General features: G+C 72.0%; 23 protein-coding genes and 2 pseudogenes. 8 read left to right on the forward strand and 17 right to left on the reverse strand.

Annotation, left to right across the window (positions count from 1 at the left end; all coding sequences use genetic code 11):
- From ABD350_RS05775 to ABD350_RS05795, 6 genes and pseudogenes are all read right to left on the reverse strand, one after another.
- A partial coding sequence (locus ABD350_RS05775) for a biotin carboxylase N-terminal domain-containing protein (RefSeq protein WP_344347037.1) occupies positions 1–277 on the reverse strand: 277 nt, incomplete at its 3' end.
- Between the two features lie 318 nt (positions 278–595).
- A pseudogene (locus tag ABD350_RS37920) lies at positions 596–757 on the reverse strand (carboxyl transferase domain-containing protein); the annotation flags it as partial.
- 76 nt (positions 758–833) lie between these two features.
- Complete coding sequence (locus ABD350_RS05780; protein WP_344347038.1) at positions 834–1544, reverse strand: ACP S-malonyltransferase; 711 nt, start codon at positions 1542–1544, stop codon at positions 834–836.
- Positions 1545–1570: 26 nt separating this feature from the next.
- Complete coding sequence (locus ABD350_RS05785) at positions 1571–2281, reverse strand: 4'-phosphopantetheinyl transferase family protein (RefSeq protein WP_344346662.1); 711 nt, start codon at positions 2279–2281, stop codon at positions 1571–1573.
- A 247-nt stretch (positions 2282–2528) separates the two neighbouring features.
- Positions 2529–2690: pseudogene (locus ABD350_RS37925) on the reverse strand (FAD-dependent monooxygenase); the annotation flags it as partial.
- A 38-nt stretch (positions 2691–2728) separates the two neighbouring features.
- The gene (locus ABD350_RS05795; RefSeq protein ID WP_344346663.1) at positions 2729–3955 is read right to left on the reverse strand and encodes an MFS transporter; all 1227 of its coding nucleotides are present in this window, start codon (positions 3953–3955) and stop codon (positions 2729–2731) included.
- 164 nt (positions 3956–4119) lie between these two features.
- Between ABD350_RS05795 and ABD350_RS05800 the strand changes: the two genes are divergently transcribed.
- The 4 genes from ABD350_RS05800 (at position 4120) to ABD350_RS05815 (ending at position 9430) form a co-directional block, all read left to right on the forward strand.
- Positions 4120–4482, forward strand: a complete 363-nt coding sequence (locus ABD350_RS05800; protein WP_344346664.1) for an ArsR/SmtB family transcription factor — start codon at positions 4120–4122, stop codon at positions 4480–4482.
- Positions 4483–5118 carry a pyridoxamine 5'-phosphate oxidase family protein gene (locus tag ABD350_RS05805; protein ID WP_344346665.1) on the forward strand — a complete coding sequence of 212 codons (636 nt, stop codon included), beginning with the start codon at positions 4483–4485 and terminating at the stop codon, positions 5116–5118.
- 355 nt (positions 5119–5473) lie between these two features.
- On the forward strand, positions 5474–7540 hold the full coding sequence (locus ABD350_RS05810) for an NAD(+) synthase (RefSeq protein ID WP_344346666.1): 2067 nt from the start codon (positions 5474–5476) through the stop codon (positions 7538–7540).
- 90 nt (positions 7541–7630) lie between these two features.
- Positions 7631–9430, forward strand: coding sequence for a potassium channel family protein (locus tag ABD350_RS05815; protein WP_344347039.1), 1800 nt, complete (start codon positions 7631–7633; stop codon positions 9428–9430).
- Position 9431: 1 nt separating this feature from the next.
- On the opposite strand, the gene ABD350_RS05820 is transcribed toward ABD350_RS05815, so the two are convergent.
- From ABD350_RS05820 to ABD350_RS05845, 6 genes are all read right to left on the reverse strand, one after another.
- Positions 9432–10601: a methyltransferase domain-containing protein gene (locus ABD350_RS05820; protein ID WP_344346667.1), complete on the reverse strand. Its 1170-nt coding sequence runs from the start codon at positions 10599–10601 to the stop codon at positions 9432–9434.
- Positions 10602–11229: 628 nt separating this feature from the next.
- Complete coding sequence (locus tag ABD350_RS05825) at positions 11230–12078, reverse strand: helix-turn-helix domain-containing protein (protein WP_344346668.1); 849 nt, start codon at positions 12076–12078, stop codon at positions 11230–11232.
- Between the two features lie 15 nt (positions 12079–12093).
- Positions 12094–12627 (reverse strand): DUF6879 family protein, encoded by a 534-nt coding sequence (locus ABD350_RS05830; RefSeq protein WP_344346669.1) that lies wholly within the window; start codon positions 12625–12627, stop codon positions 12094–12096.
- Entirely contained in the window at positions 12596–12862 is a 267-nt protein-coding gene (locus ABD350_RS05835; RefSeq protein ID WP_344346670.1) for a hypothetical protein, read from the reverse strand. The genes ABD350_RS05830 and ABD350_RS05835 overlap by 32 nt, the downstream gene beginning before the upstream one ends.
- A gap of 210 nt (positions 12863–13072) precedes the next feature.
- Positions 13073–13273, reverse strand: a complete 201-nt coding sequence (locus ABD350_RS05840; RefSeq protein WP_344346671.1) for a DUF397 domain-containing protein — start codon at positions 13271–13273, stop codon at positions 13073–13075.
- A gap of 11 nt (positions 13274–13284) precedes the next feature.
- Positions 13285–14139: a helix-turn-helix domain-containing protein gene (locus ABD350_RS05845; RefSeq protein WP_344346672.1), complete on the reverse strand. Its 855-nt coding sequence runs from the start codon at positions 14137–14139 to the stop codon at positions 13285–13287.
- A gap of 245 nt (positions 14140–14384) precedes the next feature.
- Between ABD350_RS05845 and ABD350_RS05850 the strand changes: the two genes are divergently transcribed.
- Together ABD350_RS05850 and ABD350_RS05855 are read left to right on the forward strand one after the other, a co-directional pair.
- Positions 14385–14867: an ATP-binding protein gene (locus ABD350_RS05850; RefSeq protein WP_344346673.1), complete on the forward strand. Its 483-nt coding sequence runs from the start codon at positions 14385–14387 to the stop codon at positions 14865–14867.
- An 88-nt stretch (positions 14868–14955) separates the two neighbouring features.
- Positions 14956–15270 carry a putative quinol monooxygenase gene (locus ABD350_RS05855; RefSeq protein ID WP_344346674.1) on the forward strand — a complete coding sequence of 105 codons (315 nt, stop codon included), beginning with the start codon at positions 14956–14958 and terminating at the stop codon, positions 15268–15270.
- Between the two features lie 15 nt (positions 15271–15285).
- Here ABD350_RS05855 and ABD350_RS05860 read toward each other — a convergent pair whose 3' ends face one another.
- On the reverse strand, positions 15286–17091 hold the full coding sequence (locus tag ABD350_RS05860; RefSeq protein ID WP_344346675.1) for a S9 family peptidase: 1806 nt from the start codon (positions 17089–17091) through the stop codon (positions 15286–15288).
- 203 nt (positions 17092–17294) lie between these two features.
- On the opposite strand from ABD350_RS05860, the gene ABD350_RS05865 reads away from it, so the two are divergent.
- Together ABD350_RS05865 and ABD350_RS05870 are read left to right on the forward strand one after the other, a co-directional pair.
- On the forward strand, positions 17295–18074 hold the full coding sequence (locus ABD350_RS05865; protein WP_344347040.1) for a class I SAM-dependent methyltransferase: 780 nt from the start codon (positions 17295–17297) through the stop codon (positions 18072–18074).
- A 43-nt stretch (positions 18075–18117) separates the two neighbouring features.
- Positions 18118–18981, forward strand: coding sequence for an SURF1 family protein (locus tag ABD350_RS05870; RefSeq protein ID WP_344346676.1), 864 nt, complete (start codon positions 18118–18120; stop codon positions 18979–18981).
- A 97-nt stretch (positions 18982–19078) separates the two neighbouring features.
- Here ABD350_RS05870 and ABD350_RS05875 read toward each other — a convergent pair whose 3' ends face one another.
- The 4 genes from ABD350_RS05875 to ABD350_RS05890 all read right to left on the reverse strand — a co-directional run bounded on the left by ABD350_RS05875 (position 19079) and on the right by ABD350_RS05890 (position 23678).
- Positions 19079–20182: a hypothetical protein gene (locus ABD350_RS05875; RefSeq protein ID WP_344346677.1), complete on the reverse strand. Its 1104-nt coding sequence runs from the start codon at positions 20180–20182 to the stop codon at positions 19079–19081.
- A 122-nt stretch (positions 20183–20304) separates the two neighbouring features.
- Positions 20305–20985, reverse strand: coding sequence for a SigE family RNA polymerase sigma factor (locus ABD350_RS05880; protein ID WP_344346678.1), 681 nt, complete (start codon positions 20983–20985; stop codon positions 20305–20307).
- Positions 20986–21307: 322 nt separating this feature from the next.
- Positions 21308–22390, reverse strand: a complete 1083-nt coding sequence (locus ABD350_RS05885) for an aspartate-semialdehyde dehydrogenase (RefSeq protein WP_344346679.1) — start codon at positions 22388–22390, stop codon at positions 21308–21310.
- 16 nt (positions 22391–22406) lie between these two features.
- On the reverse strand, positions 22407–23678 hold the full coding sequence (locus ABD350_RS05890) for an aspartate kinase (RefSeq protein WP_189755705.1): 1272 nt from the start codon (positions 23676–23678) through the stop codon (positions 22407–22409).
- Positions 23679–23708: the final 30 nt, after the last annotated feature.

The following is a 23708-nucleotide window of genomic DNA, read 5'->3' on the forward strand; positions in this document are numbered from 1 at the left end:
CCTGGGCGAACTCGGCGTTCTCCGAGAGGAAGCCGTAACCCGGATGGACGGCGTCCGCACCGGATTGCTTGGCGGCCAGCAACACCTTCTCGATGTCCAGATAGCTGGTGGCCGGGGTGTCACCGCCCAGGGCGAACGCCTCATCCGCGGCGCGGACATGCACAGCGTCCCGGTCCGGGTCGGCGTAGACGGCCACGCTCGCGATCCCGGCGTCCCGGCAGGCCCGGGCCACGCGGACAGCGATTTCGCCACGGTTGGCGATGAGCACCTTGCGCAGACTCATTTCGAGATCCCTTCCCCGGCGCTCCGCACCGGCGCCAACGTCGACTGCCATCCGTTCCTCATCCGTACCACCCCGGCGCCCGCGGCGATGCCGCCCATCCGGTGACCCCGCCGCGGAGTTTGGTGCACGGTCCGGTGCGCCGGGCGCGGACACGTGCTGCTCCGTGGTTCTGTCGTGGTCCGCGGTGGTACGTGCGTGCCGGACGGGCCGGCTACGAGGCGGTCCGCCAGCTGTGCGAGGCCAGGAAGCCGGCGTTGCGCTCCAGCCGGAACCAGCGCGCGGCGGCCGGGCGCCCGGCGGCCGGTGCCGGCGCAGCTGCTCGACCTCCTGGAAGGAGTCCTTGTCGAGCAGCAGCTCGATGCGTTCGCGGGCGGTGAGCTTGCCCTTGTCGTGCTGGCGCCGCGTCGCGGCCGGATCCGGGCCGCCGCGGGCCGACTCCTTGATGCCGAGCAGCTCGTCAAGCTGTTTCCTCATGGGACCCTCCGGTTCCCTTGCCAACTGGTCGGTGGGCGCGCAGGCAGGCGACGGCCTCTCCGGCGCCGGTGACCGGCTACGCAGTGCCGCTGGAGACGAACGGGACGGCGGGGTCGCGGGATCGGACGCCGGCCAGCGCCTCGGCGAACCGGTCTTCGATGTCGCGCATCAGGCTGCTGCGGAACGGCGCGCCGACCTTCAGCGCGACGGTTCTGGCCGCGCCCGCCCCGCGCGCGGCCCGGATGACGCCGTCGACGGTCTCGGTCTGCCCGGACACCACGATCTGGCCGGGCTCGTCGCCGTTGGCGACCTCGGCCAATCGTCCGGTGCCGGCGGTGACGGCGGCGCAGATCTCCTCGACCTTCGCCGGCTCCAGGCCCATCACCGCGGCCATGCCGCCCGGCACGCGCCGGTTGACGCCCGCCATCAGCTCGCCGCGCAGCCGTACGAGGCGCAACGCGTCGGTCCGGTGGAGCGCGCCCGCGCACACCGGCGCCGCGTACTCGCCCAGGCTGTGGCCGGCCACGACCTCGGGGGCCGGTCCGTGCGCACGCAGCACCTCCCAGGTGACGACGCTGGTCAGCAGGATGGCGGGCTGGGTGATCGCGGTGTCGCTCAGGGTGTCGGCGGGGCCTTCCCAGCAGATCCGGGGCAGTGGCATGCCGAGGATGTCGTCGGCCGACCGGTAGTGGTCGCCGATCAGCTCCGGCCACCGGTCGTACGGATCACGGCCCATGCCCACGTGCCACGATCCCTGGCCCGGGAAGACATGGGCGACGTCGGCCATGACAGAACCCCCGTGGTGTTCGAACGTCAGTCGATGAGGTGGGACGAGGAGAAGCGCGCGGGCAGCCGGCGTACGGCCGGGACCGGGGGCACCGTGCCGAGGACGGCGACCGCCGCGGTGTGACCGTCGGCGCGGGGCAGGTCGGTGACCGTCCAGCCGGGCGGCCGGGACCGGGGGTCGGCGCCGAGGTAGTCGGCGGACGCGGGGCGGCTCAGGCCGGTGCCGATGCCCTTGAGGTACGCCTCCTTGCGCGCCCACAGCTGTGCGAACGCGCCGGGGCGTGCGCCGGGCGGCAGCCGGTCCAGCTCGGCGCGTTCGGCCGGGTGCAGCGAAGGGGCGCAGACGTCGACGGTGCCGGGGCCCGGTACCCGCTGCACATCGACGCCGACGGGAACCGCCGCCACCCCGATCAGGGCCAGGCCGTGGCTGTGCGAGAGGGAGAAGTGCAGCGGGGGCGGCGTGCCCGGCTCCGCGGGGCGACCGTGCGGGCCGCCGCACCCCGGGCACGGTTCGCGGACCAGGACCACCTCCCGCGCGGGAACGCGCAGGCAGGCGCCGAGCAGGGTGCGCAGGGCGAGGTGCGAGGCGACGTAGAGGGCCCGGTCGGCGGGCCGGCGCGAGGAGGCCGCGCGCTTGCGCTCCGCCGCGTCGAGTACGCCGAGCTCGTCCGGGATGGCGCCTGGGTGAGCGCCGGGCCGGGCGCCGGGTTCGGGGCAGCTGACCAGCCACAGGTCCACGCGCCGGCCCCAGCGGATGGTCGCCCGGACCCACGTCGTACCGGATGTCCAGGCCGCTGATCAGGCCGGCCAGGTGGGCGCGGGTGTGGCGGGTGTGCGCCGGGTCGATCAGCTCGCGGAAGACCTCGCGCAGCGCCTCGACGTCCGGGCCGCCGAGCAGCGGGGCCGACTGGGCGCGGATGGTGCTCAGCACCCGCTCGCCGACGGCGTACCGCTCGGAGTGGTACGTGTCCAGCAGGCCGTCGGGGGCCCGGCCCCGGATCTCGGCGGCGAGCTTCCAGCCGAGGTTGGCCGCGTCCTGGAGACCGAGGTTGAGGGCCTGTCCGCCCACGGGCACTACGCCTTCCGGCCTGGTCCCACGGCCCGTGCCGCTGCTCCACCGCCGATCAGGCCGCTGCTCCGCCGCCATGGGCGGGTACGGCAGCCCTGACCGGCGCGTGGCTCTCGCTAACCGGCGGACACCCCCTGGGCCCCGGCCGGCTCCGGTTCCCCGGCCGCGGCCCGCTCGGCGCGGCCGGCGGCGGCCGTGACCAGCGCCGCCGCCACGGCGAACGCGGCGCCCGCCCAGGCGATCCAGACGGCACCCGTCGCGCCGAGGATCCCGGCGCCCAGCGCGCCGGACAGCGAGATCGCCAGGTACATCACGGCGGCGTTGAGGGAGACGGCCAGGGGTTCGCTGCCGGGGCTGGCCAGCGCCATGACGCGCTGCTGCTGCGGCGCGGTCACCGACCAGGAGGCGACGCCGCACACCGCCGTCAGCACGACGGCCGCCGGGTAGGAGGAGCGGACGCCGGCCATGACCGCGAACACCACGGTGAGCAGCAGCGTCGCGCCGATGACGACCGTGCGTGGCCCCTTGCGGTCGGCGAGCCGGCCCGCGGTGAGGTTGCCGGCCGTCCCGGCCAGGCCGAAGACCAGCAGCAGTACGGCCACCTTGTCGCCGTCCCCGCCGGTGGCGGGCTCGAAGACGGCGCTGATGTAGGTGTAGGGCAGGTAGATGCCGATGAACGCGACCAGCGTGCCGGCCAGCACCCCGGCCACCTTGCGGTCGGCGAGCGGGGCGAGGCGCCGCCGCAGCCGGGTCGGGCCGCCGAGGGTGACGTCGGGCAGCCGCAGGGCGATGACCGGGGCCACGACCAGGGCGAGCGCGGTGACGAACCACATGGTGGCCTGCCAGCCCAGCGCCTCACCGATGACGGTGCCGAGCGGCGCGCCCAGCGCGAGCGAGGCGGTCAACCCCACGGTGACGATGGCGATCGCCCGGCCCCGGTGCTCGGGTCCGGCCAGGGTCGCCGCGGTCGCGCCCGCGTTGGGGGTGAACATCGCGGCACCGGCCGCGGCGATCACCCGGGCCGCCAGGACCAGCGCGTAGTCGGGGGCGAGGGCGGTCACCACGTTGCCGACCGCGAACACGCCGAGCCCCGTGATCAGCACCGTACGCCGTGACCAGCGGGCGGTGAACGCGGCGAGCACCGGGGAGAGCAGGGCGTAGGCCAGCGAGAAGACGCTGACGAGCTGGCCCGCCGCGCCCACGGAGATGTCGAGGGAAGCACTGATGTCGGGCAGCAGTCCGGCGATGACGAAGGCGTCGGTACCGACGGCGAACGTGCCGAGCGCGAGCACACAGGCGTGGGTCCGCCAGGCGAGCCCCTGCTGTGCGGCGGGAGGGGTCATGGAAGCACCTGGGTTCGATGGGCGTCGAGTATGTCGATGCCGATCGTAATAGAGGTTCGATGTGTATCGTAGATGTCGAACGACATCGCCATAGTCGCGTGACCTCGCCTCCATCCGCACCGGTTCCGCCGGGCCGCGCGAGGCGGGAGGAGCCTGGAGGCAGGATGCGAATGACGGAGGAGACCCGGCTGCCGCAGCCGGACCTCGCCACGGTGGAGATCGGCACCGTGCTGCAAGCCCTCGCGGACCCGGTACGGCTGCAGATCGTGCGGCTGCTCGACACCGCCGGCGAGGCACCCTGCGGCGCCCTGGAGCTGCCGGTCGGACGCTCCACCGTCTCCCACCATCTGCGCACCCTGCGCGAGAGCGGCCTGGTCGAGACCCATCTGCGGGGCAACACCCGGGTCAGCCGGATCCGCCGCGAGGAACTGGAGCGGCGCTTCCCCGGCCTGCTCGCCTCGATCCTGGGCGCCGCGCCGGCCGCGCGAGGGGGCACAGCCGCGGACGACGAAGAGGGAGAACGTTAGATGGGACGGTTCGCACACCTCGCCTACACGGACAGCGTGCGCCGCGTCCAGGCGGAACAGGGCAGCGGGCTGTTAGGCGTGCGCGCCCTCGCCCAGCCCGACACCGGCCCGGACGAACTGGGCCCCGACGAGGCCGCGTTCCTCACCACCCGGGACGGGTTCTACCTCGCCAGCACCGGCGAGACCGGCTGGCCCTACATCCAGTTCCGCGGCGGCCCCGCCGGGTTCGTACACGTCCTGGACGAGCGGCGGCTGGCCTGGGCGGAGGTGCGCGGCAACCGGCAGTACATCACCACCGGCAATCTGCGGACCGACGGCCGGGTGGCGCTGTTCTTCATGGACTACGCCCGGCAGGCCCGCCTGAAGCTGCTGGGCCGGGCCCGCGCCCAGGGGCTCGACGAGGATCCCGCGCTCACCGAACGGCTCGGCACACCGCGCACCGACGGCAAGGTGGAGCGCCTGATGATCGTCGAGGTCGAGGGCTTCAACTGGAACTGCCACCAGCACATCACCCCGCGCTACTCCGACCAGGAGCTGGAGACCGCCCTCCGCCCCGTCCGCGACCGCATGGACGCCCTGGAACAGGAGAACGCCCGCCTGCGCGCCCGCCTCGCCGAACTCGGCGCCTCGGACTGACCCGCCCCACGCCTCCCGGCGGCACCCGGCCCCGTACGACCGGTGACCGCGGCACGCGGCATGCGGCACGCCTACGTCAGGTGCCCCGCCCTGGGCCCGGGTGCCCCGCCCCCGCCGGAGAGGGCGCGCCGCGCGAAGCCGATCACTCCCGTCGCGGCGGCGGTCCCAGCCGGGCCTGCCGGCCCACGCCAGGGGCACGACCACGACGCCCGCGCACAGGGCACGCATACTCGGCCGGATCCGGGTACCTGCCCGGGTACCCGTCCGGGTGAGCGGCCGGGTCCCGGGCTCCGCGCGGCCGGGATCTAGGCTTCCTCCCGGAGGAGAATCGCTTCGTCAGTGCGGTCTGTTGAACATGAAGGACGCCCCGTTGAACTTCTGGTCGCTGTACAACCACGGCTTCGCGCGCATCGCCGCGTGCACGGGCCACACCGTCATCGCCGACCCGCACGCCAACGCCGAGGCGGTCCTGCGCCAGGCCCGCCGGTGCGCGGACGAGGGCGTCGCCGTCGCCGTCTTCCCCGAGCTGGGCCTGACCGGCTACTCCATCGAGGACCTGCTGCTCCAGGACGCGCTGCTCGACCAGGTCGAATCGGCGCTCCACACGGTCGTGGCCGGCTCCGCCGAGCTGCTGCCCGTCCTGGTCGTCGGCGCCCCGCTGCGCCACCGGCACCGGATCTACAACTGCGCGGTGATCGTCCACCGGGGCCGCGTCCTCGGCGTCGTACCGAAGTCGTACCCGCCGAACTACCGCGAGTTCTACGAACGCCGGCAGATCGCCGACGGCCACGACGAGCGGGGCGGCACCATCCGCGTCGCCGGTGCCGAGGTGCCGTTCGGGGTGGACCTGCTGTTCGCGGCCGAGGACGTGCCCGGTCTGGTGCTGCACACGGAGATCTGCGAGGACATGTGGGTGCCGGTACCGCCCAGCGCGGAGGCCGCCCTCGCCGGCGCCACCGTGCTGGTCAACCTCTCCGGCAGCCCCATCACCGTCGGCCGGGCCGAGGACCGCGCGCTGCTGTGCCGCTCGGCGTCCTCCCGCTGCCTCGCCGCCTACGTCTACGCGGCGGCCGGCCTCGGCGAGTCCACCACCGACCTGTCCTGGGACGGACAGACCATGATCTACGAGAACGGGGTGCTGCTCGCCGAGTCCGACCGCTTCCCGGCCGGCGACCAGTACGCCGTCGCCGACGTCGATCTCGACCTGCTGCGGCAGGAACGGCACCGGATGGGCACCTTCGACGACAACCGCCGGACCCACGCCGCGCGGACCGGGGACTTCCGGACGGTCTCCTTCGAGCTGGACCCGCCGCGCACCGACCTGGGGCTGCGCCGCCGCGTCGAGCGGTTCCCGTTCGTGCCCGCCGACGCCGACCGGCTCGCCCTGGACTGCTACGAGGCGTACAACATCCAGGTCGCCGGACTCCAGCAGCGGCTGGCGGCCATCGGCGGACCCAAGGTCGTCATCGGCGTCTCGGGCGGCCTGGACTCCACGCACGCGCTGATCGTCGCCGCCCGGGCGATGGACCGCGCGGGCCGCCCCCGCAGCGACATCCTGGCCTTCACCCTGCCCGGCTTCGCCACCAGCGACCACACCAAGGACAACGCGCACAAGCTGATGCGCGCCCTCGGTGTCACCGCCGCCGAGCTGGACATCACGCCGACCGCGCGGCTGATGCTGAAGGAGATCGGCCACCCCTTCGCCGCCGGCGAGCCGGTCTACGACGTCACCTTCGAGAACGTGCAGGCGGGCCTGCGCACCGACTACCTGTTCCGGCTGGCCAACCAGCGCGGCGGCATCGTGCTGGGCACCGGCGACCTCTCCGAGCTGGCGCTCGGCTGGTCCACGTACGGCGTCGGCGACCAGATGAGCCACTACAACGTCAACTCCGGGGTGCCGAAGACCTTCATCCAGCACCTGATCCGCTGGGTCGTCTCCAGCGGCCAGTTCGACGACGAGACCGGCAAGGTGCTGACCGCGATCCTGGACACCGAGATCAGCCCGGAGCTGGTGCCGGGCGAGGAGATGCAGTCCACCGAGTCGAAGATCGGCCCGTACGCACTGCACGACTTCACCCTCTTCCACGTGCTGCGCTACGGCATGAGGCCCTCGAAGATCGCCTTCCTGGCCTGGCACGCCTGGCACGACCCGGAGGCCGGCGCCTGGCCGCCCGGCTTCCCCGAGGCCAAGCGGGTGGCGTACGACCTGGCCGAGATCCGGCACTGGCTGGAGGTGTTCTGCCGCCGCTTCTTCGCGTTCTCGCAGTTCAAGCGCTCGGCGATGCCGAACGGGCCCAAGGTCTCGGCCGGCGGCTCGCTCTCCCCGCGCGGCGACTGGCGCGCCCCCTCCGACGGCAACGCGGAGTCGTGGCTGCGCGACCTGGCCCGCTTCGACTACGAAGCGGCGGCCGAGGGGCGCTAGCCGCCTGGAACCAGGAATCGTCTTCGGCCACTCTTCTCCCTCGTGGCGAGCGTTCCGTATCAAGGGGGGCCGGGGGTCCCGCAGGCGCACATGGTGGTGTGCGGTGACGACGGGCTCGCGCACCGGCTGGCCGCCGAGTTGCGCGGGGTCTACGACGAACAGGTCACCCTCGTCGTACCGCCGGACCGGCGCACCGCGCGGCCCCCGGTGGTCGGCCGGGCCCGGGCCGCGTCGGCGGCGCTGTTCGACCGGATGGTCAGCGCCGCGGTGGGGACCGTCGGCCGGTCGGGCGGCACCGGCCAGCCCACCGGCCCGGCCACCGGCCAACGCGCGGACGGCGAGGCGGTGTTGGAGGCCGCCGAGCCGACGGAGGCGGTGCTCGCGGAGGCCGGGGTGGCGCGGGCCGCCGCGCTGGCCCTCGTGTACGACGACGACGAGACCAACATCCGGGCCGCGCTGACCGCCCGCCGGCTCAACCCCCGGCTGCGGCTGGTCCTGCGGCTCTACAACCGGCGGCTCGGCCAGCACATCGAGGAACTCCTCGACCAGGCCGTCGCGCTGGCCGCAGGGGACGACGGGGCGGACGGCCCCGGCGCCGGCCTGGAGGCCTCCACGACCGTGCTGTCCGACGCCGACACCGCCGCTCCCGCGCTCGCGGCCACCGCCGTCGCCGGCACCAGCAGGGTCGTACAGACCGAGGGCCTGCTGCTGCGGGCCGTGGAACGCCCGCTGTCCGGGGAGGACGGGCCCGGACTGTTCACCCTGGCGCTGCTGTCCGGCGGCGAGCAGCCACCGCTCCTGCTCCCCGGTGACGCGGAGGTACGGCAGGCCGCCGGCCGGTCCGCCGTGGTGCTGGAACACGTCTCCTCCCCCACGGACGCACGATCCGCCACGCCCAGTCGCCGGCTGACCGGCGTCATGCCGCTGGCCTCGCTCTTCTCCCGGCGGCTGCGCTGGTCGCTGGCCGGACTGGTCGGCTGCGTGGTCGCCCTGGCCGTCGCCCTGTGGCTGGTCACCGGCATCGATCCGCTGCGCGCCTGCTACATCACCCTCCTGGACCTGTTCGCCATCGACGACCCGGCGTTCAAGGAACCCCTCGGCCGCCAGGTCCTCCAGCTGCTGTCCGCGCTCGTCGGACTGCTCCTCCTGCCGGTCCTGCTGGCCGCCGCGCTGGAGGCGTTCGGCACCTTCCGCACCGCGTCCACCCTGCGCAGGCCGCCCCGCGGGCTGAGCGGACACGTGGTGCTGCTGGGACTCGGCAAGATCGGCACCCGGGTACTGACCAGGCTGCGCGAACTGGACGTCCCCGTGGTCTGCGTCGAGTCCGACCCGGAGGCACGCGGCCTGGCCACCGCCCGCCGGCTGCGGGTGCCGGTGGTCCTCGGGGACGTCACCCAGGAGGGCGTCCTGGAAGCCGCCCAGATCCACCGGGCGCGGACGCTGCTCGCGGTGACCAGCGCCGACACCACCAACCTGGAGGCCGTGCTCTACGCCCGCACCGTCCGCCCCGACCTCCGCGTGGTGCTGCGGCTGTACGACGACGACTTCGCCACCGCCGTCTACCGCACCCTGCGCGCCGCCCACCCGCACGCCCTGACCCGCAGCCGCAGCGTCACCCACCTGGCCGCCCCCGCGTTCGCCGGCGCGATGCTCGGCCGGCAGGTGCTGGGCGCGATCGCGGTGGAACGGCGCGTGCTGCTCTTCGCCGCGGTCGACGTCGACGGCCACCCCCGGCTGGAGGGCCGCACCCTGCGCGACGCCTTCCACACCGGCTCCTGGCGCGCCCTGGCCCGCCTGGGCCACCCGGACACACCCTCCGACCACGTACTGGAGAAGGGGGACCGCGTGGTGGTGGCGGCGACCCGGAGAGGCTTGGCGGAACTCCGCTGACTCATCGAAGGGGCCAGCCCGCGGAGGGGTCGTCCAGCCAGGCCCGCCCGCCGTCGGGGGTGACGGTGAGCCCGAACCGATCGACCGTGGGACGCTCCTGTCCCACCCACCACTCATAGGCCGCCTCGACCTCGTCCCACAGCCGGCGGTCCCCGTACTGCCAGACGGTGTACTCGTGGGCGTCCGGGGTGCCGTCCCAGTCCACGGCGGCCCACGAGGTGGCGTCCGTGGTCGCCAGCCACAGCCGCGTCGCGACGCCCGGAACGTCCGGACGGTGGTGCCAGGCGTGCCACACGTCCGGCAACCGCAGCCCGACGGCGAACCGGGCGTCGGCATCCGCGCCGGCCACGAGCCACGGATCCAGACCGGTCGCCGACTCCTCGGGGATGTGCTCGTCCCGCACCACATCGCGGTAGATCCGCAGGTCCGTGCGCTGTCCGCGCATCAGCATGAAAGCGGAGTACGGCGCGAAACGGCCGGAGGCGATTCCGTCGCCACCCACGTGCAGACGCAGCAGGCCGTAGCAGAACCAGGGCGTCTCCCAGGGCGTGAGGACGATCCCTCCGGGCCGGGTCTGCTCCACCCACGCGTAGGGCAGGCGACGCACGGAACAGGTGGCGATGATCCGGTCGTACGGCGCCGAGGGCGGGAAGCCTCCCGCACCGTCCGCCGCTGCCACTGCCGGGTGAAGGCCCAGCGCCTTCAGGGAGCGGGCGGCGGCCCCGGTGAGTGCCGGCTCCACGTCCACGCTCGTCACGTTCTCGTCGCCGAGCAGCGCGGCGAGGAGACCGGCGTTCCACCCTGTGCCAGTACCGATCTCCAGAACTCTGTCTCCAGGGCGCGGGGTGAGCATCCGCAGCATGCGGAACACGATCGACGGCGCGGACGCGGACGACGACGGCCAGACGTCACCGTCTCGCGGTTCCCGACCGTCATTGACCTGCGTGACGACCGGCGCGTCGGCGTAGGCGGCGGCGAGCCAGCGCGCGGGCTCCGCGTCACGGTCGCAGGGCACCCAGTCGCCTTCTTCGTCCAGCCAGACCTTGCGGGGCAGGAACACATGCCGAGGGACACGGTGGAGGGCCGCTTCCAACTCCGGGCTCAGGCCTTGCAGTTCTTCCGTGAGGAGGCGGAGCAGACCGCGCGCGGCGGTCTGCTCCTCGTTGCTCATGGCGTACATGCCGAGGCTCAGCCCTTCTTGTGCCTGGGCTCGGACTTCGGCTGAGCGGTGTCCGGCGACGGCTTCGACGTACCCGGGTCCTTTCCCCCGGCATGCTTGCCGTCTCCGCCGGATCCGCCCTTACCGGTTCCCCATCCCATGGAAGCCTCCTTGGTGTTTGTGTGTCGTGGTTCGGTTGACGGCCCGGTCCACCGGCCGGGGGCTGGGTGGCTTGGGGGGCTCGGGCGGAGGCGAAGGCGGAGGGTGTTTCCCCATACGACGATCTCCTTTCTCCGGGCGAAACCCGGCACGGTCAGGACTGTCCAGGAGCAACCCGCCCGCGCCGACTGCCTTCGGCCAACCGCTGAAGCACCATCTGGCGACGCACGGCCCGCGTCAGAGGGCCGCTGCCGTCGGTCACATAGACGGCCCTGGTGATGCCCGCCTGGTCTACGGCGACGTAGGTGGAGGTGGGGCTCTGGGGCGGGGCAGCACGCAGCGTCATGCGAGTCTCCGGGTGATAGGCGCGAACGTCGTATCGCGGACGGGGTTCCAGGCAGGTCCGCCGCAACGGAACCGGACAGGACCGTACGAGTCGTCCGAGCCGCGCCTCAATGAAATTGCGGGGAATTGCGGAACATCAACCGATAGAGGTGATCGCCGCGTTGATCAGCGTGCGAGCGGCATCACCGTAGACAGCAAGCTTCGCCAGCTCGCCGAAGGCGCGTCGGTAATCGGCAAGTTCACGCGGCTGCACCACGTTGACCACGGCCGTGAGGGTTTCGACCACACTACGCGTGCCGTCATGGAGGTAGAACGCCTCCAGCGGCCACATCGTCCTTTGAGCGGTGAAGGGAATGATGCCGAGGGAGACGGAGGGGAGCGTCATCACTCTCAGCAGGTGACGCAGCTGTCCGGCCATCGTCCCGGCGTCGCCGACGCGGTAGCGCAGGACGCACTCCTCCATGAGCACGACGAACCGGTGTACGCCCTCGTACAGGAACCGGCTGCGGGCGATACGGGCGGCAACTGCCTCCGAGACGTCGTCGGGGGTGCCCTGGAAGTCAGTGATGGCCTCCATGAGCGCCGTGGCGTAGGCGTGGGTCTGGAAGAAGCCGGGCACGACGTTGGAGACATATGCGCGGGTGACGCCGGTCTGCGCGTAGAGGTCGTAGAAGTGCTCCTGGGTCTTGCGCATGCCCGTTCGGTGGCTCCTGCGCCACTCCACGTACATCGAGTCCACCGCGCGGGCCGTGGCGATCAGGTCGTCCGCCTGGTCGGCAGCACCACAAGCCGTGCACCAGGCCCGGATGTCCGCGTCGGTCGGCTGCACTTCCGCTTTCTGGATACGGGTGGTCTTCGCGGGATGCCAGCCGCACCGGGCGGAGAGTTCCTTACCGGTGAGGCCGGCGTCCTGGCGAAGATGCGTGAGCCGCACAGCGAGCGCTTCACGGGCCGCTTGAGCACTGGACGAAGGAGAAGCGGACATGGGCTGTAGCTGGGATCAGACGGTGTACTTCTCGTGATCGACCGCACGCTCCCACACAGCCTCGAACGCGTCAGAGCACAGCTTGACGACGGCGGGATCCTCGCTGAACTCCTTGGCCGGATCGGCCCAGTCGCCGTTCCCGGTAAAGATGTTGAACTGCACCAAGCGGTCGTCGAACAACCAGAAGTCGGCTCCCGGCAAGGCAATGTCCACAGCCTGCCGACGGGGCAGCCAGCGTACGAGTTCGCCGGCATCGACGTTCAGCGGGGTGGTCGCGTGCTCCCATCGGATGTAGTCCGTCACGGGCTCGGAATCGATCCTGGCCCGACGCATCACCACGCCACGGCCCACAGCCTCCCGCACCATGCCCAACCAATTGGGCCACCACCGCGCCGTCGGGTCGAGGTCGACGTGACCGGTGCGCTTGAACTGCTCGAACTCCTCTGCCTCGTCACCGACGCCGTACGCGTCCCGCATCTCCAGATGCACCGCGCTGTGGTGCGTACCGGACAACAGCTCAATGAAGCTCGGCACGCCGTTCTGCGACATCACACGCCTCCCTCAGGATCGGCACCATGCGGGCCGGAATGCGGATCACCGTCTCGTGGGCGGGGATCCCCACCGCGTGACCGGCGACCCACTCCGTACCACTGATCAGCGCTTCCAGCATTTCCTCGGCTTTGACGCCCTGGAGTACCAGGTCAGCCGTCTCCTCTTCCACCCACACGGTCGGCGATCCCTCGCCCCCCGTGTTCGGGTCCATACCGATGAACCGCTGGTCCATGCTGCCCTCCCGGGTCAAACCGGTTGCGTGTTCTTACGTGTGACGTTTCCGACCACTACGAGCATCGTCAAGGGCCCGGAGCGCGCCGGGAACGACCTCGGCCTGAACCGGCCGCGGGCGAGGGTCACTCGGAGCCGCTACCACCTACTGACCACACAGCAGTACCCCCGGCCGGATGGACGAGGGCACTGATGCTGCTTATTGGTCGGCTCAGTTCACGAAGTGATCGAACTCGCCCGCCTTCACCCCGAGGATGAACGCGGCGAGCTTCTCCCGGCTGGTCGTGATGATCAGGTCCGGGTTGTCGCTCTCCCGGAAGAGGATCTGCCCGTTGTTCTCCGCGGTCTCCAGGCACTGTTCGCCGCCGCCCCCGGAGAAACTTGACTTCTGCCACTTGATGTCGTCGGCCATTTCTGGAGTTCTCACAGTTCTCTAGCGATGTGGTGAATGAAGTTTCGCGACTCTTCTGGTGTCAGCGATGCCTGCCGTGCGAAGTCGAGCAGGGTTCGGTACCGTTCGAGGTCTGCGGACGCGTCCAGAAGGCGACCACCGAAGGGCGTGTCGATGTGCACCGTGTCCAGTTGCGGGACCGTACCGCCCGCATACATCACGGTTTGCGTGACCTCGATGAAATCCTCGGATGTGAAGGGAATTACCCGCAGCGTCAGCCACGGCGCGGCGGACGCTTCCAGCGCGTAGGCGAGTTGGTCACGGGCCACCTTGCGGCCTCCCACCCGCATACGCAGGGCGGCCTCGTGCACGATGGCCTCGACGCGCGTCGGGTTCTCTCGCTCGAACAGTCGCCCTCGCCGCATACGATGCTCGACCCGAGCCTCGATCTCCTCGTTGGGAAGTCTCGGAATGACGCCGGCGAACAACGCCCGAGCGTACTCCTCGATCTGCAACACCCCTGGAAACGTGACCGGTTGCAGGAACCGCAGGTACGTGGCGTGGTGTTCGAGTTCGGCGATGTCCAGGAAGCCGGGAGCGAGGATGTCGCGGTAGTCGTCCCACCAGTGCTGGCCACGACGCTCGGAAGCGATGGCACAAAGTGCCTCGATCAGGGCGTCATCATTGCAGTTGTAGAAGACGGCGAGGCGACGGATCCGCTCCTCGCTGACGCCGACCCGACCCGCTTCAATGTGCGAGATCTTGGCTTGGTCAGTCGAGATGAGCGCTGCCGCCTCGCGGGCAGTCCTGCCCGCACGCTCACGCAGTTTTCGCAGCTCGGCGCCAAGTCGTACTTGGCGGGCCGTTGGGTTGTCCCTCGGCGGCATGCGTCCCTTCCCCTGTCTGCGCCCAGTGTCGCGCGCATCCGTGCTACCGGTCCATCGGCTATCACCATACTTATGGAGCAACCTTGCTCCGGGGCATGTATGGCCCCTATGGTCGAGTGCACCGCGCAGCGCGCCAGTAAATCCGCAGCGCAGCCGTTCTGCACACCCGTACGCGGGTGCCCGGGGGAACGGACGGGCCACGGTGACGCAAGGCGCGGCAACCGCACCGCGTTGGGAGACGAGACATGCCCCATGCCTCCGCCTTAACCCCGTCCGTACCGTTCCTCGGCCCTCACGCCGAGCGCTACCGGCTCAGTACGCCCCACACCCCGCGCGCGCCGAAGATCGCGCGCGACTTCCTCGTGACCCTCATCGGCGTGCAGCAACCCTCACTGGTCGAGCCGGGAACTCTCTGTATGTCCGAGGTGGTCACCAACGCCATCCGGCACACTCGGTCGCCGCGGATCGCCATCGACGTCTCGATCGGCGACGAGAGAGTCCTCGTCCGGGTGCACGACAACAGACCGTGCCCTTTGCCCGCGCCCAAACAGCCCCGGCACGAGGAGTTCGAGCACGGACGTGGTCTCGCCCTGGTCGAGGCGCCCGCCGCTCGCTGGGGGATCACCTTCTTCGGTGGTCTCTCGCCACGGTCGAAAGCCGTCTGGTTCGAGCTTCGGGCGGCTGCGGAGGTGGGGGACTCTGGTGCCATACGGCCGGACCTCCCGTAGTTATCCGGGTCACGGGGAAGGAATCCGCGAGGGGCTCTCGATGGCTCGACCGCCGAGAGCCCCGAGCGGATCACAGGAAGGGCTGCCCATGGGAGACGGCTTCGCACTGGTCGTGCGGTTCGCGTTGCGTGACCAGACGGCGGCGACCGCCTTTGACGCGTTGTGCGCCGAGACCCTGGAAGGAATCACCCGGCATGAGCCGGGCACGCTGGCCTACGTCACCCACACCCCGGTCGGCGAACCGCTGGTCCGTGTCTTCTACGAGCTGTACGAAGACCGCGCCGCCTTCGAGGCACACGAGGCGCAGCCGCACACCCAGCGGTTTCTCGCCGAACGTGAGCCCTATCTGGCGGGCGTCGACGTGACGTTCCTCGACGTCGGTGTCGGGAAGCCCGCACGGTAGGCGAAGCCGGACCGGTTACGCCGGCAAATGCCGCGCCGCGAAGTCCAGTTCCAATCTCACCTGCTTGATGCGTTCGTCCACCACCAGGGAGCCGTGGCCCGCGTCGTAGCGGTAGACCTCGTGGGGGGCGTCGCGGATCTCCAGGCGTTTGACGTAGTTGTCAATCTGGCGGATCGGGCAGCGGGGGTCGTTGACGCCCGCCGAGATGTAGACCGGAGCCTTGACCTGGTCGACGTAGGTGAGCGGGGAGGACGCGGCGAAGCGGTCCGGGACCTCCTCGGGGGTGCCGCCCAGCAGGGTGCGGTCCATGGCCTTCAGGGCCTCCATCTCGTCGTGGTACGCCGTGACGTAGTCCGCGACCGGCACCACCGCGATGCCCAGCGCCCAGGCGTCCGGCTGGGTGCCGATGCCGAGCAGGGTGAGATAGCCGCCCCAGGACGCGCCGGTGAGGATCAGGCGCTCGGGGTCGGCGAGGCCCGAGGAGACCGCCCAGTCCCGGACCGCGGCCACGTCCTCCAGCTCGATCAGGCCCACCCGGTGCTTGAGGGCGTCGGTCCAGGCGCGGCCGTAGCCGGTGGAGCCGCGGTAGTTGACACGGATGACCGCGTAGCCGTGGTCGACCCAGGCCGCCGGGCCCGCCGCGAAGGAGTCGCTGTCGTGCCAGGTCGGGCCGCCGTGCAGGTCGAAGACGGTGGGGAGAGGGCCCGTGGCGCCCGCCGGCTTCTGGACGAGGGCGTGGATGCGGCCGCCGGGCCCTTCCACCCACACGTCCTCCACCGGCACCGACGCCGGGCACGCCATGCCCGGGGGGTCCAGCACCACACCGCCGGCCGTGGACCGCACCGCCGGGGGCTCGGCGGCCGACGACCACAGGTACTCCACACTGCCGTCGGGGCGGGCCGTCGCACCGGAGACCGTGCCGGGCGGGGTCGGGATGCGGATCAGCTCGCGGGCCGCCAGGTCGAACCGGAACAGCTCGCTGCGGGCCTCGAAGCCGTGCACCACGAGCAGGGCCGAGCCGTCCGGGTACCACTCGGCGCCGACGTCGCCGGGCAGGTCCAGCGCCAGGTCCGTCTCCTCGCCCGTCGCCACGTCCCACACCATCGGCTCCCAGCGGCCCCGGCGCTGATGACCGACGAGCAGCCGGGTGTCGCCGTCGACCGGGGCGAAGCCCAGCACCTCCAGGCCCAGCTCCTCGACACCGCCCTTGGTGTCGTCCAGCTCGGCGACCGTCGTACCGTCCGGACGCAGCACCCGCAGGGCCGCGTGCATGGCGTCGCCGTGCTCGGTGTGCTCGATCGCGATCAGCGAGCCGTCGTGCGAGAGGTCACCGACGCCCGCCGACTCGCGGTGCCGGTAGATCTCCACCGGCTCGGCGCCCTCGCGGGCCAGGTGGATCGTCGTACCGTCGTCGTCCGTGGAACGGCCCACGACCGCCGTGCGGCCGTCACGGGACAAGACCAGGCCGGCCGGGTAGGACGGGGCCAGGCCGGGCACGGCCGGCTCGTCCGGGCCGCCCGTGAAGGGCTGGCGGCGCCAGACGCCGAACTCGTCGCCGTCCTTGTCGTCGAACCACCAGATCCACGTGCCGTCCGGGGAGAGCACGCCGTCCGTCGTGCCGTTCGGCCGGTCCGTCACCTGCCGCTGCTCGCCCGTCGCGCGGTCCCACGCGTACAGCTCGTACGTCCCCGTCGCGTTCGACACGAACAGCGCGCGGTCCGGCGCGTCCTCCGCCCAGTCGGGCAGCGAGACCCGCGGCGCCCTGAAACGCTTCTCCCAGTCCGGCATGTCCGGTGTGTCCGGCGTCCTGCTCTCACTCATGGCCCCAGTCATGCGCCCATACTGCCTGGCCGCGCCGACAATTGGGTGGCGCGTGTGCGCAGCCTGTGGATAACTTCCCGCCCATGAGCGTTTCCGCCGCCTCCTCGCCCGTATCCGACGGATCCGAAGCCGAAGTCCCCTCTCCGTCCGCCGCCGACCGCTCCCCCTTCGTCCCCGAAGGCTGGCGGGAGGACAACCGGGCCATGTGGGACGAGCGGGTGCCCCTCCACGTCGCCAGTCCGTTCTACGACCTCGCCGGTTTCCGCACCCGCCGCGACGACCTGCGCGACTTCGAGACGGCGGAGGTCGGCGACGTCACCGGCAAGACGCTCCTGCACCTGCAGTGCCACATCGGCACCGACACCCTCTCCTGGGCCCACCGGGGCGCCGCCCGCGTCGTCGGCCTGGACTTCTCCGCGCCCGCCGTGACGGCGGCCCGCGCCCTCGCCGCCGACCTCGGCTACGGCCCCGAGCGGGCGGCCTTCGTCACCGGTGACGTGTACGACGCGGCCCAGACCGTGCCCGAGCCGTCGTACGACATCGTCTACACCGGGCTCGGCGCCCTGTGCTGGCTGCCGGACATCCGGCGCTGGGCGGAGACGGCGGCCTCCCTGGTCGCGCCGGGCGGCTTCCTGTACCTCGCCGAGTTCCACCCGATCACCGAGTCCCTGGACGACGAGACCGGCACCCGGATCGTGCGGGACTACTTCACCCGGGACGCGCAGGTGTGGAACGAACCGGGCACCTACGCCGACCTGGACGCCGCCACCGTCCACAACCGCAGCGTGGAGTGGCAGCACACCCTCGGGGACGTCGTCTCCGCGCTCGCCGCCACCGGGCTGCGCGTGGAGTTCCTGCACGAGCACGACGTCTCGCTCTTCCCGCGCTTCGCGAACTTCGAGGTCCGCGACGGCTACCACCGCTTCCCGGCGGGCCATCCGCGCATCCCGCTGATCTACTCGCTGAAGGCGGGCAAGAGCTGACCCGAGGCCGGGGCACCGCGGCGGGCGCCGTACCGTGGAGGGCGTGTACCGGTTTCTGCTGACACCCCGCTGGTGGGGCATCAACGTCTTCGTGCTGCTCGCCATCCCGTTCTGCGTGTTCATGGGGTCGTGGCAGCTGAGCCGGTTCGAGGGGCGGGTGGAGGACCACCGCACCGCGACCGAGCAGGCCTCGTCCGGCCGCGACGAGGCCGCGCGCCCGCTGGACTCGATGCTGCCCGTCGACAAGAGCACCTCGGGCCGCCGGGTCACCGCGAGCGGGCACTACGGCAAGCAGCTGCTGGTGCCCGGCCGCGAGCTGGACGGCGAGCGCGGCTTCTACGTCCTCACCCTGCTGCGCACCGACTCCGGCAAGGCGCTGCCCGTGGTCCGGGGCTGGCTGCCGGGCACGGCCGACTCCGCGAAGGCTCCCGCCCCGCCCACCGGCGTAGTCACCGTGACCGGCGCGCTCCAGGCGTCCGAGACCCCGGGGGACAACGGGGTCAGCGCGCAGGGCGGGCTGCCGGCCGGGCAGACGGCGGCGATCAGCTCGGCGTCCCTGGTCAACCTGGTGCCCGACCGGCTGTACGACGCGTGGGTGACGCTGGACAAGGGCGACGCCGGGATGAAGGCCGTGCCCGCGAGCGCGCCGACCGGTACGGGACTGGACCTGAAGGCGTTCCAGAACCTCGGTTACACCGGCGAGTGGTTCGTGTTCGCGGGGTTCGTGGTGTTCATGTGGTTCCGGTTGCTGCGCCGGGAGCTGGAGTTCCAGCGGGACGCGGCGCTGGGCCTGGTGCCGGAGGACTCGGCGGGCTCGGCTGTCTCGGACCCCTCGGCCGACTCGGACGCCTCCGCCGGCTCGGACGACTCCGGCGACTCGCGGCGGACCCCGGTCCCGAGCGGCTGACCGGCGCCGGCGCCTGCCGGAAGGCCCGGCAGAACCCAGCCCCCCCGCCCGGCAGACCGGGCAGGGCACACGCCCCGCCCGGAACCGGCCGGCAGGCCTAGGCGCCCGCCAGCAGCCCCGTGTAGTACACCGTCCCCGCGCACGCCCCCGGTACCACCGCGGTCGCCGACGGTGCGCCGTCCTGCGCCGTGTGGGTGACCGCGACACTGCCCTCGGCCGTGCCGCCCTCGGTGACCAGCTGCGTGGTGGCGCCCGGCGACCCGGTGCCTGCGCCGGTCTCGGCCGGGCCGCCCGCGGCGCCCGCCTCCTGGGTCGGCGTCGGGTCCGGTGACGGGCCGCCCGTGCCGGAGCCCCCGTCGGTGCTGTCGCCGCCGGTGACGGGGCAGGTCTCGGAGGGGACGAAGGCGAACTTCTCCTCGTACGCCGCTCCGGGCTCAAGGACCAGTGAGGCGACCTCCAGGGAGGGGTCGGGCAGGGCCGCCGCGCCGTCCCCCGCGGTGTGCCGTACGGCGCCGACCTTGGCCGGGTCGGCGGCGCCCTGGGCCGTCGGGGTGACGCTGCCCGGGCCGGTCACCGTACAGGCCGTACCGGAGACGTTGACGACGCGGAAGGTGCCGGAGACCACGCCCGCGGAGTCGGGGGCGTTCACCGTGCCGCTCGCGGAGCCCAGCTGGCCCGGCGAGCACGTCGGGGTGCCGGTGGCCGCGCTGGCCGAGGGTCCGGCGCCACCCGGGGAACCGGCGTGGCGGCCGTCCTCCCGGTCCTTCCCGCCGTCCTTGTCCGGCTTCTTGCCGGGCTTGGCCTTCGCGCTCCCGGTGTCCTTCCCGCCGTCCTTGCCGACGGTGCCCTTGTCCTTGCCCTGGCCGGTGCCGGCCTGGGCCTGGGAGGTCTGGCCGGCCATGGCGGTGTGGGGGTCGGAGCCGCCGGAGTTCGAGACGTGCACCAGGGCGGGGATCGCCGTCCCGATGAACAGGGCCGCCGCCGCGACGCCGACCGCCGCCTGGCGCTTGCGGGCGCGGCGGGCGGGGATCGCCCGCCGCAGGTGCTCCAGGGTGTCCCCGCGCGGCTCGATGTCGTCCACCGCCGAGCGCAGCAGGCGGCGCAGGTCCGGCTCGTCCGAGTCGGGTCCGTCGAGGCCGTCCGGTGCGTCGGTGACCGGGCCGGGCCTTACGGGGCCCGTGCCGTCGGGGCCGTGGTTCACAGTTCCGTTCCCAGCGTGCGTTGGCGTGTGCGGTTGCCCGTGGCGGTGTGTCGGCTCGCGCCAGGCAGAGGGCTCGTGACGTTCGTGACGTTCATGGGGGTCGCCCCCTTCGGCGTGATCGCTCATGCCGGTGTCCTCATGGCCACCCGTAGCGCGGCGATGCCCCGCGAGCCGTACGCCTTCACCGAGCCGAGGGATATGCCGAGCGTCTCGGCGACCTGGGCCTCGGTCATGTCCGCGAAGTACCGCAGCACGAGCACCTCGCGCTGGCGGCGCTGGAGGCCCTTCATCGCCTTGATGAGGTCCCGGCGCTCCAGCTGGTCGTAGGCGCCCTCCTCCGCGCTCGCGGCGTCGGGCATCGGCTTGGAGAGCAGCTTCAGGCCGAGGATGCGGCGGCGCAGCGTGGACCGGGAGAGGTTGACGACCGTCTGCCGCAGATAGGCGAGGGTCTTCTCGGGGTCGCGGACGCGTCTGCGGGCCGAGTGGACGCGGATGAACGCCTCCTGGACGACGTCCTCGCAGGAGGCGGTGTCGTCGAGGAGGAGCGCGGCGAGGCCCAGCAGCGAGCGGTAGTGCGCCCGGTAGGTCTCGGTGAGGTGGTCGACGGTGGTCCCGGCGGCCTCGGCCGGCGCGGCACCCGGGGTCTCCTCGGCGCCGTCACGCTGACCGGGTATGCGGGCGGGCCGCGCTGCGGGCATGGGCGCGATCACCGGCATGCCGCCGGACGTGCGGGGCCGGAGCGCCGGACGCGGCCGCAGGGCCGCACCGCCGGGGGCCACACTGAGTTCGAATACCTCTGCCACGCCAGTTGGACACGCCTCCCCCCTCGGGGGTTGTACGTGCCGGGCGTCACATGTGCGACAACCGGCCGTGCCTCAAGTGCCGTCATGCGTCCCGCTCTTCCCTTATGTCCCATTTGAACGGGCGTCCCCACGCCCCGATCACGGCGTCCCCACGCCAGGATCATCACGCCCCCAGGCCCCGCAAGGGTGACCGCAAAGACGCTCCCCGCCTTCCGTACGGTTGCGGAGGGCGGGGAGAGAAATCCTCTGCTGCCAAGAGGAACGGTTCAAGCGGTTTGGACCATGCTCCCGGCCACACTTCTTACGCGGATCCTACAAACCGTCACACGCGGCCGGCCGCCCCGGCCGCGGCCGCGCCGGCCGGGGCGGGCAGCAGCTCCGCGATCTGCACGCAGTTCAGGGCGCCGCCCTTGCGCAGGTTGTCGCCGCACACGAAGAACTCCAGCGCGGCCGGATCGTCCAGGGCCCGGCGCAGCCGCCCGACCCAGGTCGGATCGGTGCCCACCACGTCGGCCGGGGTGGGGAACTCGCCGGCGGCCGGATCGTCGCACAGCACCACGCCCGGCGCGGTCGCGAGGATCTCCCGGGCGCCGTCGACCGCGACCTCGCGCTGGAAGCGGGCGTGCACGGTCAGCGAGTGGGTGGTGACCACCGGCACCTGGACGCAGGTCACGACGACCGGCAGCGCGGACAGTCCGAGGACCTTGCGGGACTCCTCGCGCACGGCCAGCTCCTGCGCCGACCAGCCGTCCGCCCGCGGCGGCCCGGCCCACGGTACGACGTTCAGCGCGACCGGCTCCGGGAACGGCCCGGTGGTGTCCCCGACGGCCCGCCTGAGGTCCCCCGGCTGCGTGCCCAGCTCGGTCCCGGCGACCAGGGCCAGCTGGGCCCGCAGGGTGTCCACCCCGGCCCGCCCGGCCCCGCTCGCCGCCTGGTACGACGACACCACCAGCTCGCGCAGGCCGTACTCGGCGTGCAGCGCGCCCAGGGCGACGATCATCGTCAGGGTGGTGCCGCCGGGGCTCGCGACGATCCCGCGCGGGCGGGAGCGCAGCGCGTGCGGATTGACCTCCGGCACCACGAGCGGCACGTCCGCGTCGGCCCGGAAGGCACCGGAGCCGTCGACGACGACCGCGCCACGCGCGGCGGCCACCGGCGCCCAGACGGCGGCGACCTCCTCGGGCACGCCGAACAGCGCGATGTCGACCCCGTCGAAGGCGTCCTCCGTCAGGGCCGTCACCTCGACCTCCGCGCCGCGCACGGTCAGCTTGCGGCCGGCCGAGCGCGCGGAGGCGACGAGCCGGATCTCGCCCCAGATGTCCGCGCGCTCGGACAGGATCCGGAGCATGACCGCGCCGACCGCCCCGGTCGCTCCCACGACCGCGAGCGTCGGTCTGCCGGTCATCGGCCCGTGCCCCGGCTCATCGGCCGGTGCCTCCGTAGACGACGGCCTCGTCGGAGTCGGAGTCGAGCCCGAAGGCGGTGTGCACGGCTCGGACGGCCTCCGGCACGTCGTCGGCGCGCGTGACGACCGAGATGCGGATCTCGGAGGTCGAGATCAGCTCGATGTTCACGCCCGCGTCGCTCAGCGCCTCGAAGAACGCGGCGGTGACGCCCGGGTTGGTCTTCATACCGGCGCCGACCAGGGAGATCTTGCCGATCTGGTCGTCGTAGCGCAGCGAGTCGAAGCCGATGCCGGGGCGGTTCTTCTCCAGCGCGTCGATGGCCTTGCGGCCCTCGGTCTTCGGCAGGGTGAAGGAGATGTCCGTCAGACCGGTGGAGGCGGCGGACACGTTCTGCACGACCATGTCGATGTTGACCTCGGCATCGGCGATGGTCCGGAAGATCGCGGCCGCCTCACCCGGCTTGTCCGGCACACCGACGACCGTGATCTTGGCCTCGGAGGTGTCGTGCGCGACACCGGAGATGATGGCCTGCTCCACCTTCTTGTCCCCAATCGGCTCACTGCTGACCCACGTGCCCTGCAGTCCGCTGAACGAGGACCGGACATGGATCGGGATGTTGTAGCGGCGGGCGTACTCCACACAGCGGTGGAGCAGCACCTTGGACCCGGACGAGGCCAGCTCCAGCATGTCCTCGAAGGAGATCCAGTCGATCTTGCGGGCCTTCTTCACCACACGCGGGTCGGCGGTGAACACCCCGTCGACGTCGGTGTAGATCTCGCAGACCTCGGCGTCGAGCGCGGCGGCGAGCGCCACGGCCGTCGTGTCGGACCCACCGCGGCCCAGCGTGGTGATGTCCTTCTTGTCCTGGCTCACACCCTGGAAACCGGCGACGATGGCGATGTTGCCCTCGTCCAGCGCGGTACGGATCCGGCCCGGCGTGACGTCGATGATCCGGGCTTTGTTGTGGACCGAGTCGGTGATCACGCCCGCCTGGCTGCCCGTGAACGACTGGGCCTCGTGGCCCAGGTTTTTGATCGCCATCGCCAGCAGGGCCATGGAGATCCGCTCTCCGGCGGTCAGCAGCATGTCGAACTCCCGCCCGGCAGGCATCGGAGACACCTGCTCGGCGAGATCGATCAGCTCGTCCGTCGTGTCGCCCATCGCGGAAACGACGACGACAACCTGGTTGCCGTTCTTCTTCGCTTCCACGATCCGCTTGGCGACGCGCTTGATGCCCTCGGCATCGGCTACGGAGGAGCCTCCGTACTTCTGCACGACAAGGCCCACGTGCGCTCCTCGCTCGGTTCGTTTATGTCG

It is taken from the genome of Streptomyces nogalater (assembly GCF_039532885.1).
GTDB classification, from domain to species: Bacteria; Actinomycetota; Actinomycetes; order Streptomycetales; family Streptomycetaceae; genus Streptomyces; species Streptomyces nogalater.

Coding starts and splice junctions, on each gene's coding strand:
- ABD350_RS05780 (WP_344347038.1), bottom strand. CDS start 1,544: ATGGCCGACGTCGCCCATGTCTTCCCGGGCCAGGGATCGTGGCACGTG.
- ABD350_RS05795 (WP_344346663.1), bottom strand. CDS start 3,955: ATGACCCCTCCCGCCGCACAGCAGGGGCTCGCCTGGCGGACCCACGCC.
- ABD350_RS05800 (WP_344346664.1), top strand. CDS start 4,120: ATGCGAATGACGGAGGAGACCCGGCTGCCGCAGCCGGACCTCGCCACG.
- ABD350_RS05805 (WP_344346665.1), top strand. CDS start 4,483: ATGGGACGGTTCGCACACCTCGCCTACACGGACAGCGTGCGCCGCGTC.
- ABD350_RS05810 (WP_344346666.1), top strand. CDS start 5,474: ATGAAGGACGCCCCGTTGAACTTCTGGTCGCTGTACAACCACGGCTTC.
- ABD350_RS05815 (WP_344347039.1), top strand. CDS start 7,631: ATGGTGGTGTGCGGTGACGACGGGCTCGCGCACCGGCTGGCCGCCGAG.
- ABD350_RS05820 (WP_344346667.1), bottom strand. CDS start 10,601: ATGAGCAACGAGGAGCAGACCGCCGCGCGCGGTCTGCTCCGCCTCCTC.
- ABD350_RS05825 (WP_344346668.1), bottom strand. CDS start 12,078: ATGTCCGCTTCTCCTTCGTCCAGTGCTCAAGCGGCCCGTGAAGCGCTC.
- ABD350_RS05830 (WP_344346669.1), bottom strand. CDS start 12,627: ATGTCGCAGAACGGCGTGCCGAGCTTCATTGAGCTGTTGTCCGGTACG.
- ABD350_RS05835 (WP_344346670.1), bottom strand. CDS start 12,862: ATGGACCAGCGGTTCATCGGTATGGACCCGAACACGGGGGGCGAGGGA.
- ABD350_RS05840 (WP_344346671.1), bottom strand. CDS start 13,273: ATGGCCGACGACATCAAGTGGCAGAAGTCAAGTTTCTCCGGGGGCGGC.
- ABD350_RS05845 (WP_344346672.1), bottom strand. CDS start 14,139: ATGCCGCCGAGGGACAACCCAACGGCCCGCCAAGTACGACTTGGCGCC.
- ABD350_RS05850 (WP_344346673.1), top strand. CDS start 14,385: ATGCCCCATGCCTCCGCCTTAACCCCGTCCGTACCGTTCCTCGGCCCT.
- ABD350_RS05855 (WP_344346674.1), top strand. CDS start 14,956: ATGGGAGACGGCTTCGCACTGGTCGTGCGGTTCGCGTTGCGTGACCAG.
- ABD350_RS05860 (WP_344346675.1), bottom strand. CDS start 17,091: ATGAGTGAGAGCAGGACGCCGGACACACCGGACATGCCGGACTGGGAG.
- ABD350_RS05865 (WP_344347040.1), top strand. CDS start 17,295: ATGTGGGACGAGCGGGTGCCCCTCCACGTCGCCAGTCCGTTCTACGAC.
- ABD350_RS05885 (WP_344346679.1), bottom strand. CDS start 22,390: ATGACCGGCAGACCGACGCTCGCGGTCGTGGGAGCGACCGGGGCGGTC.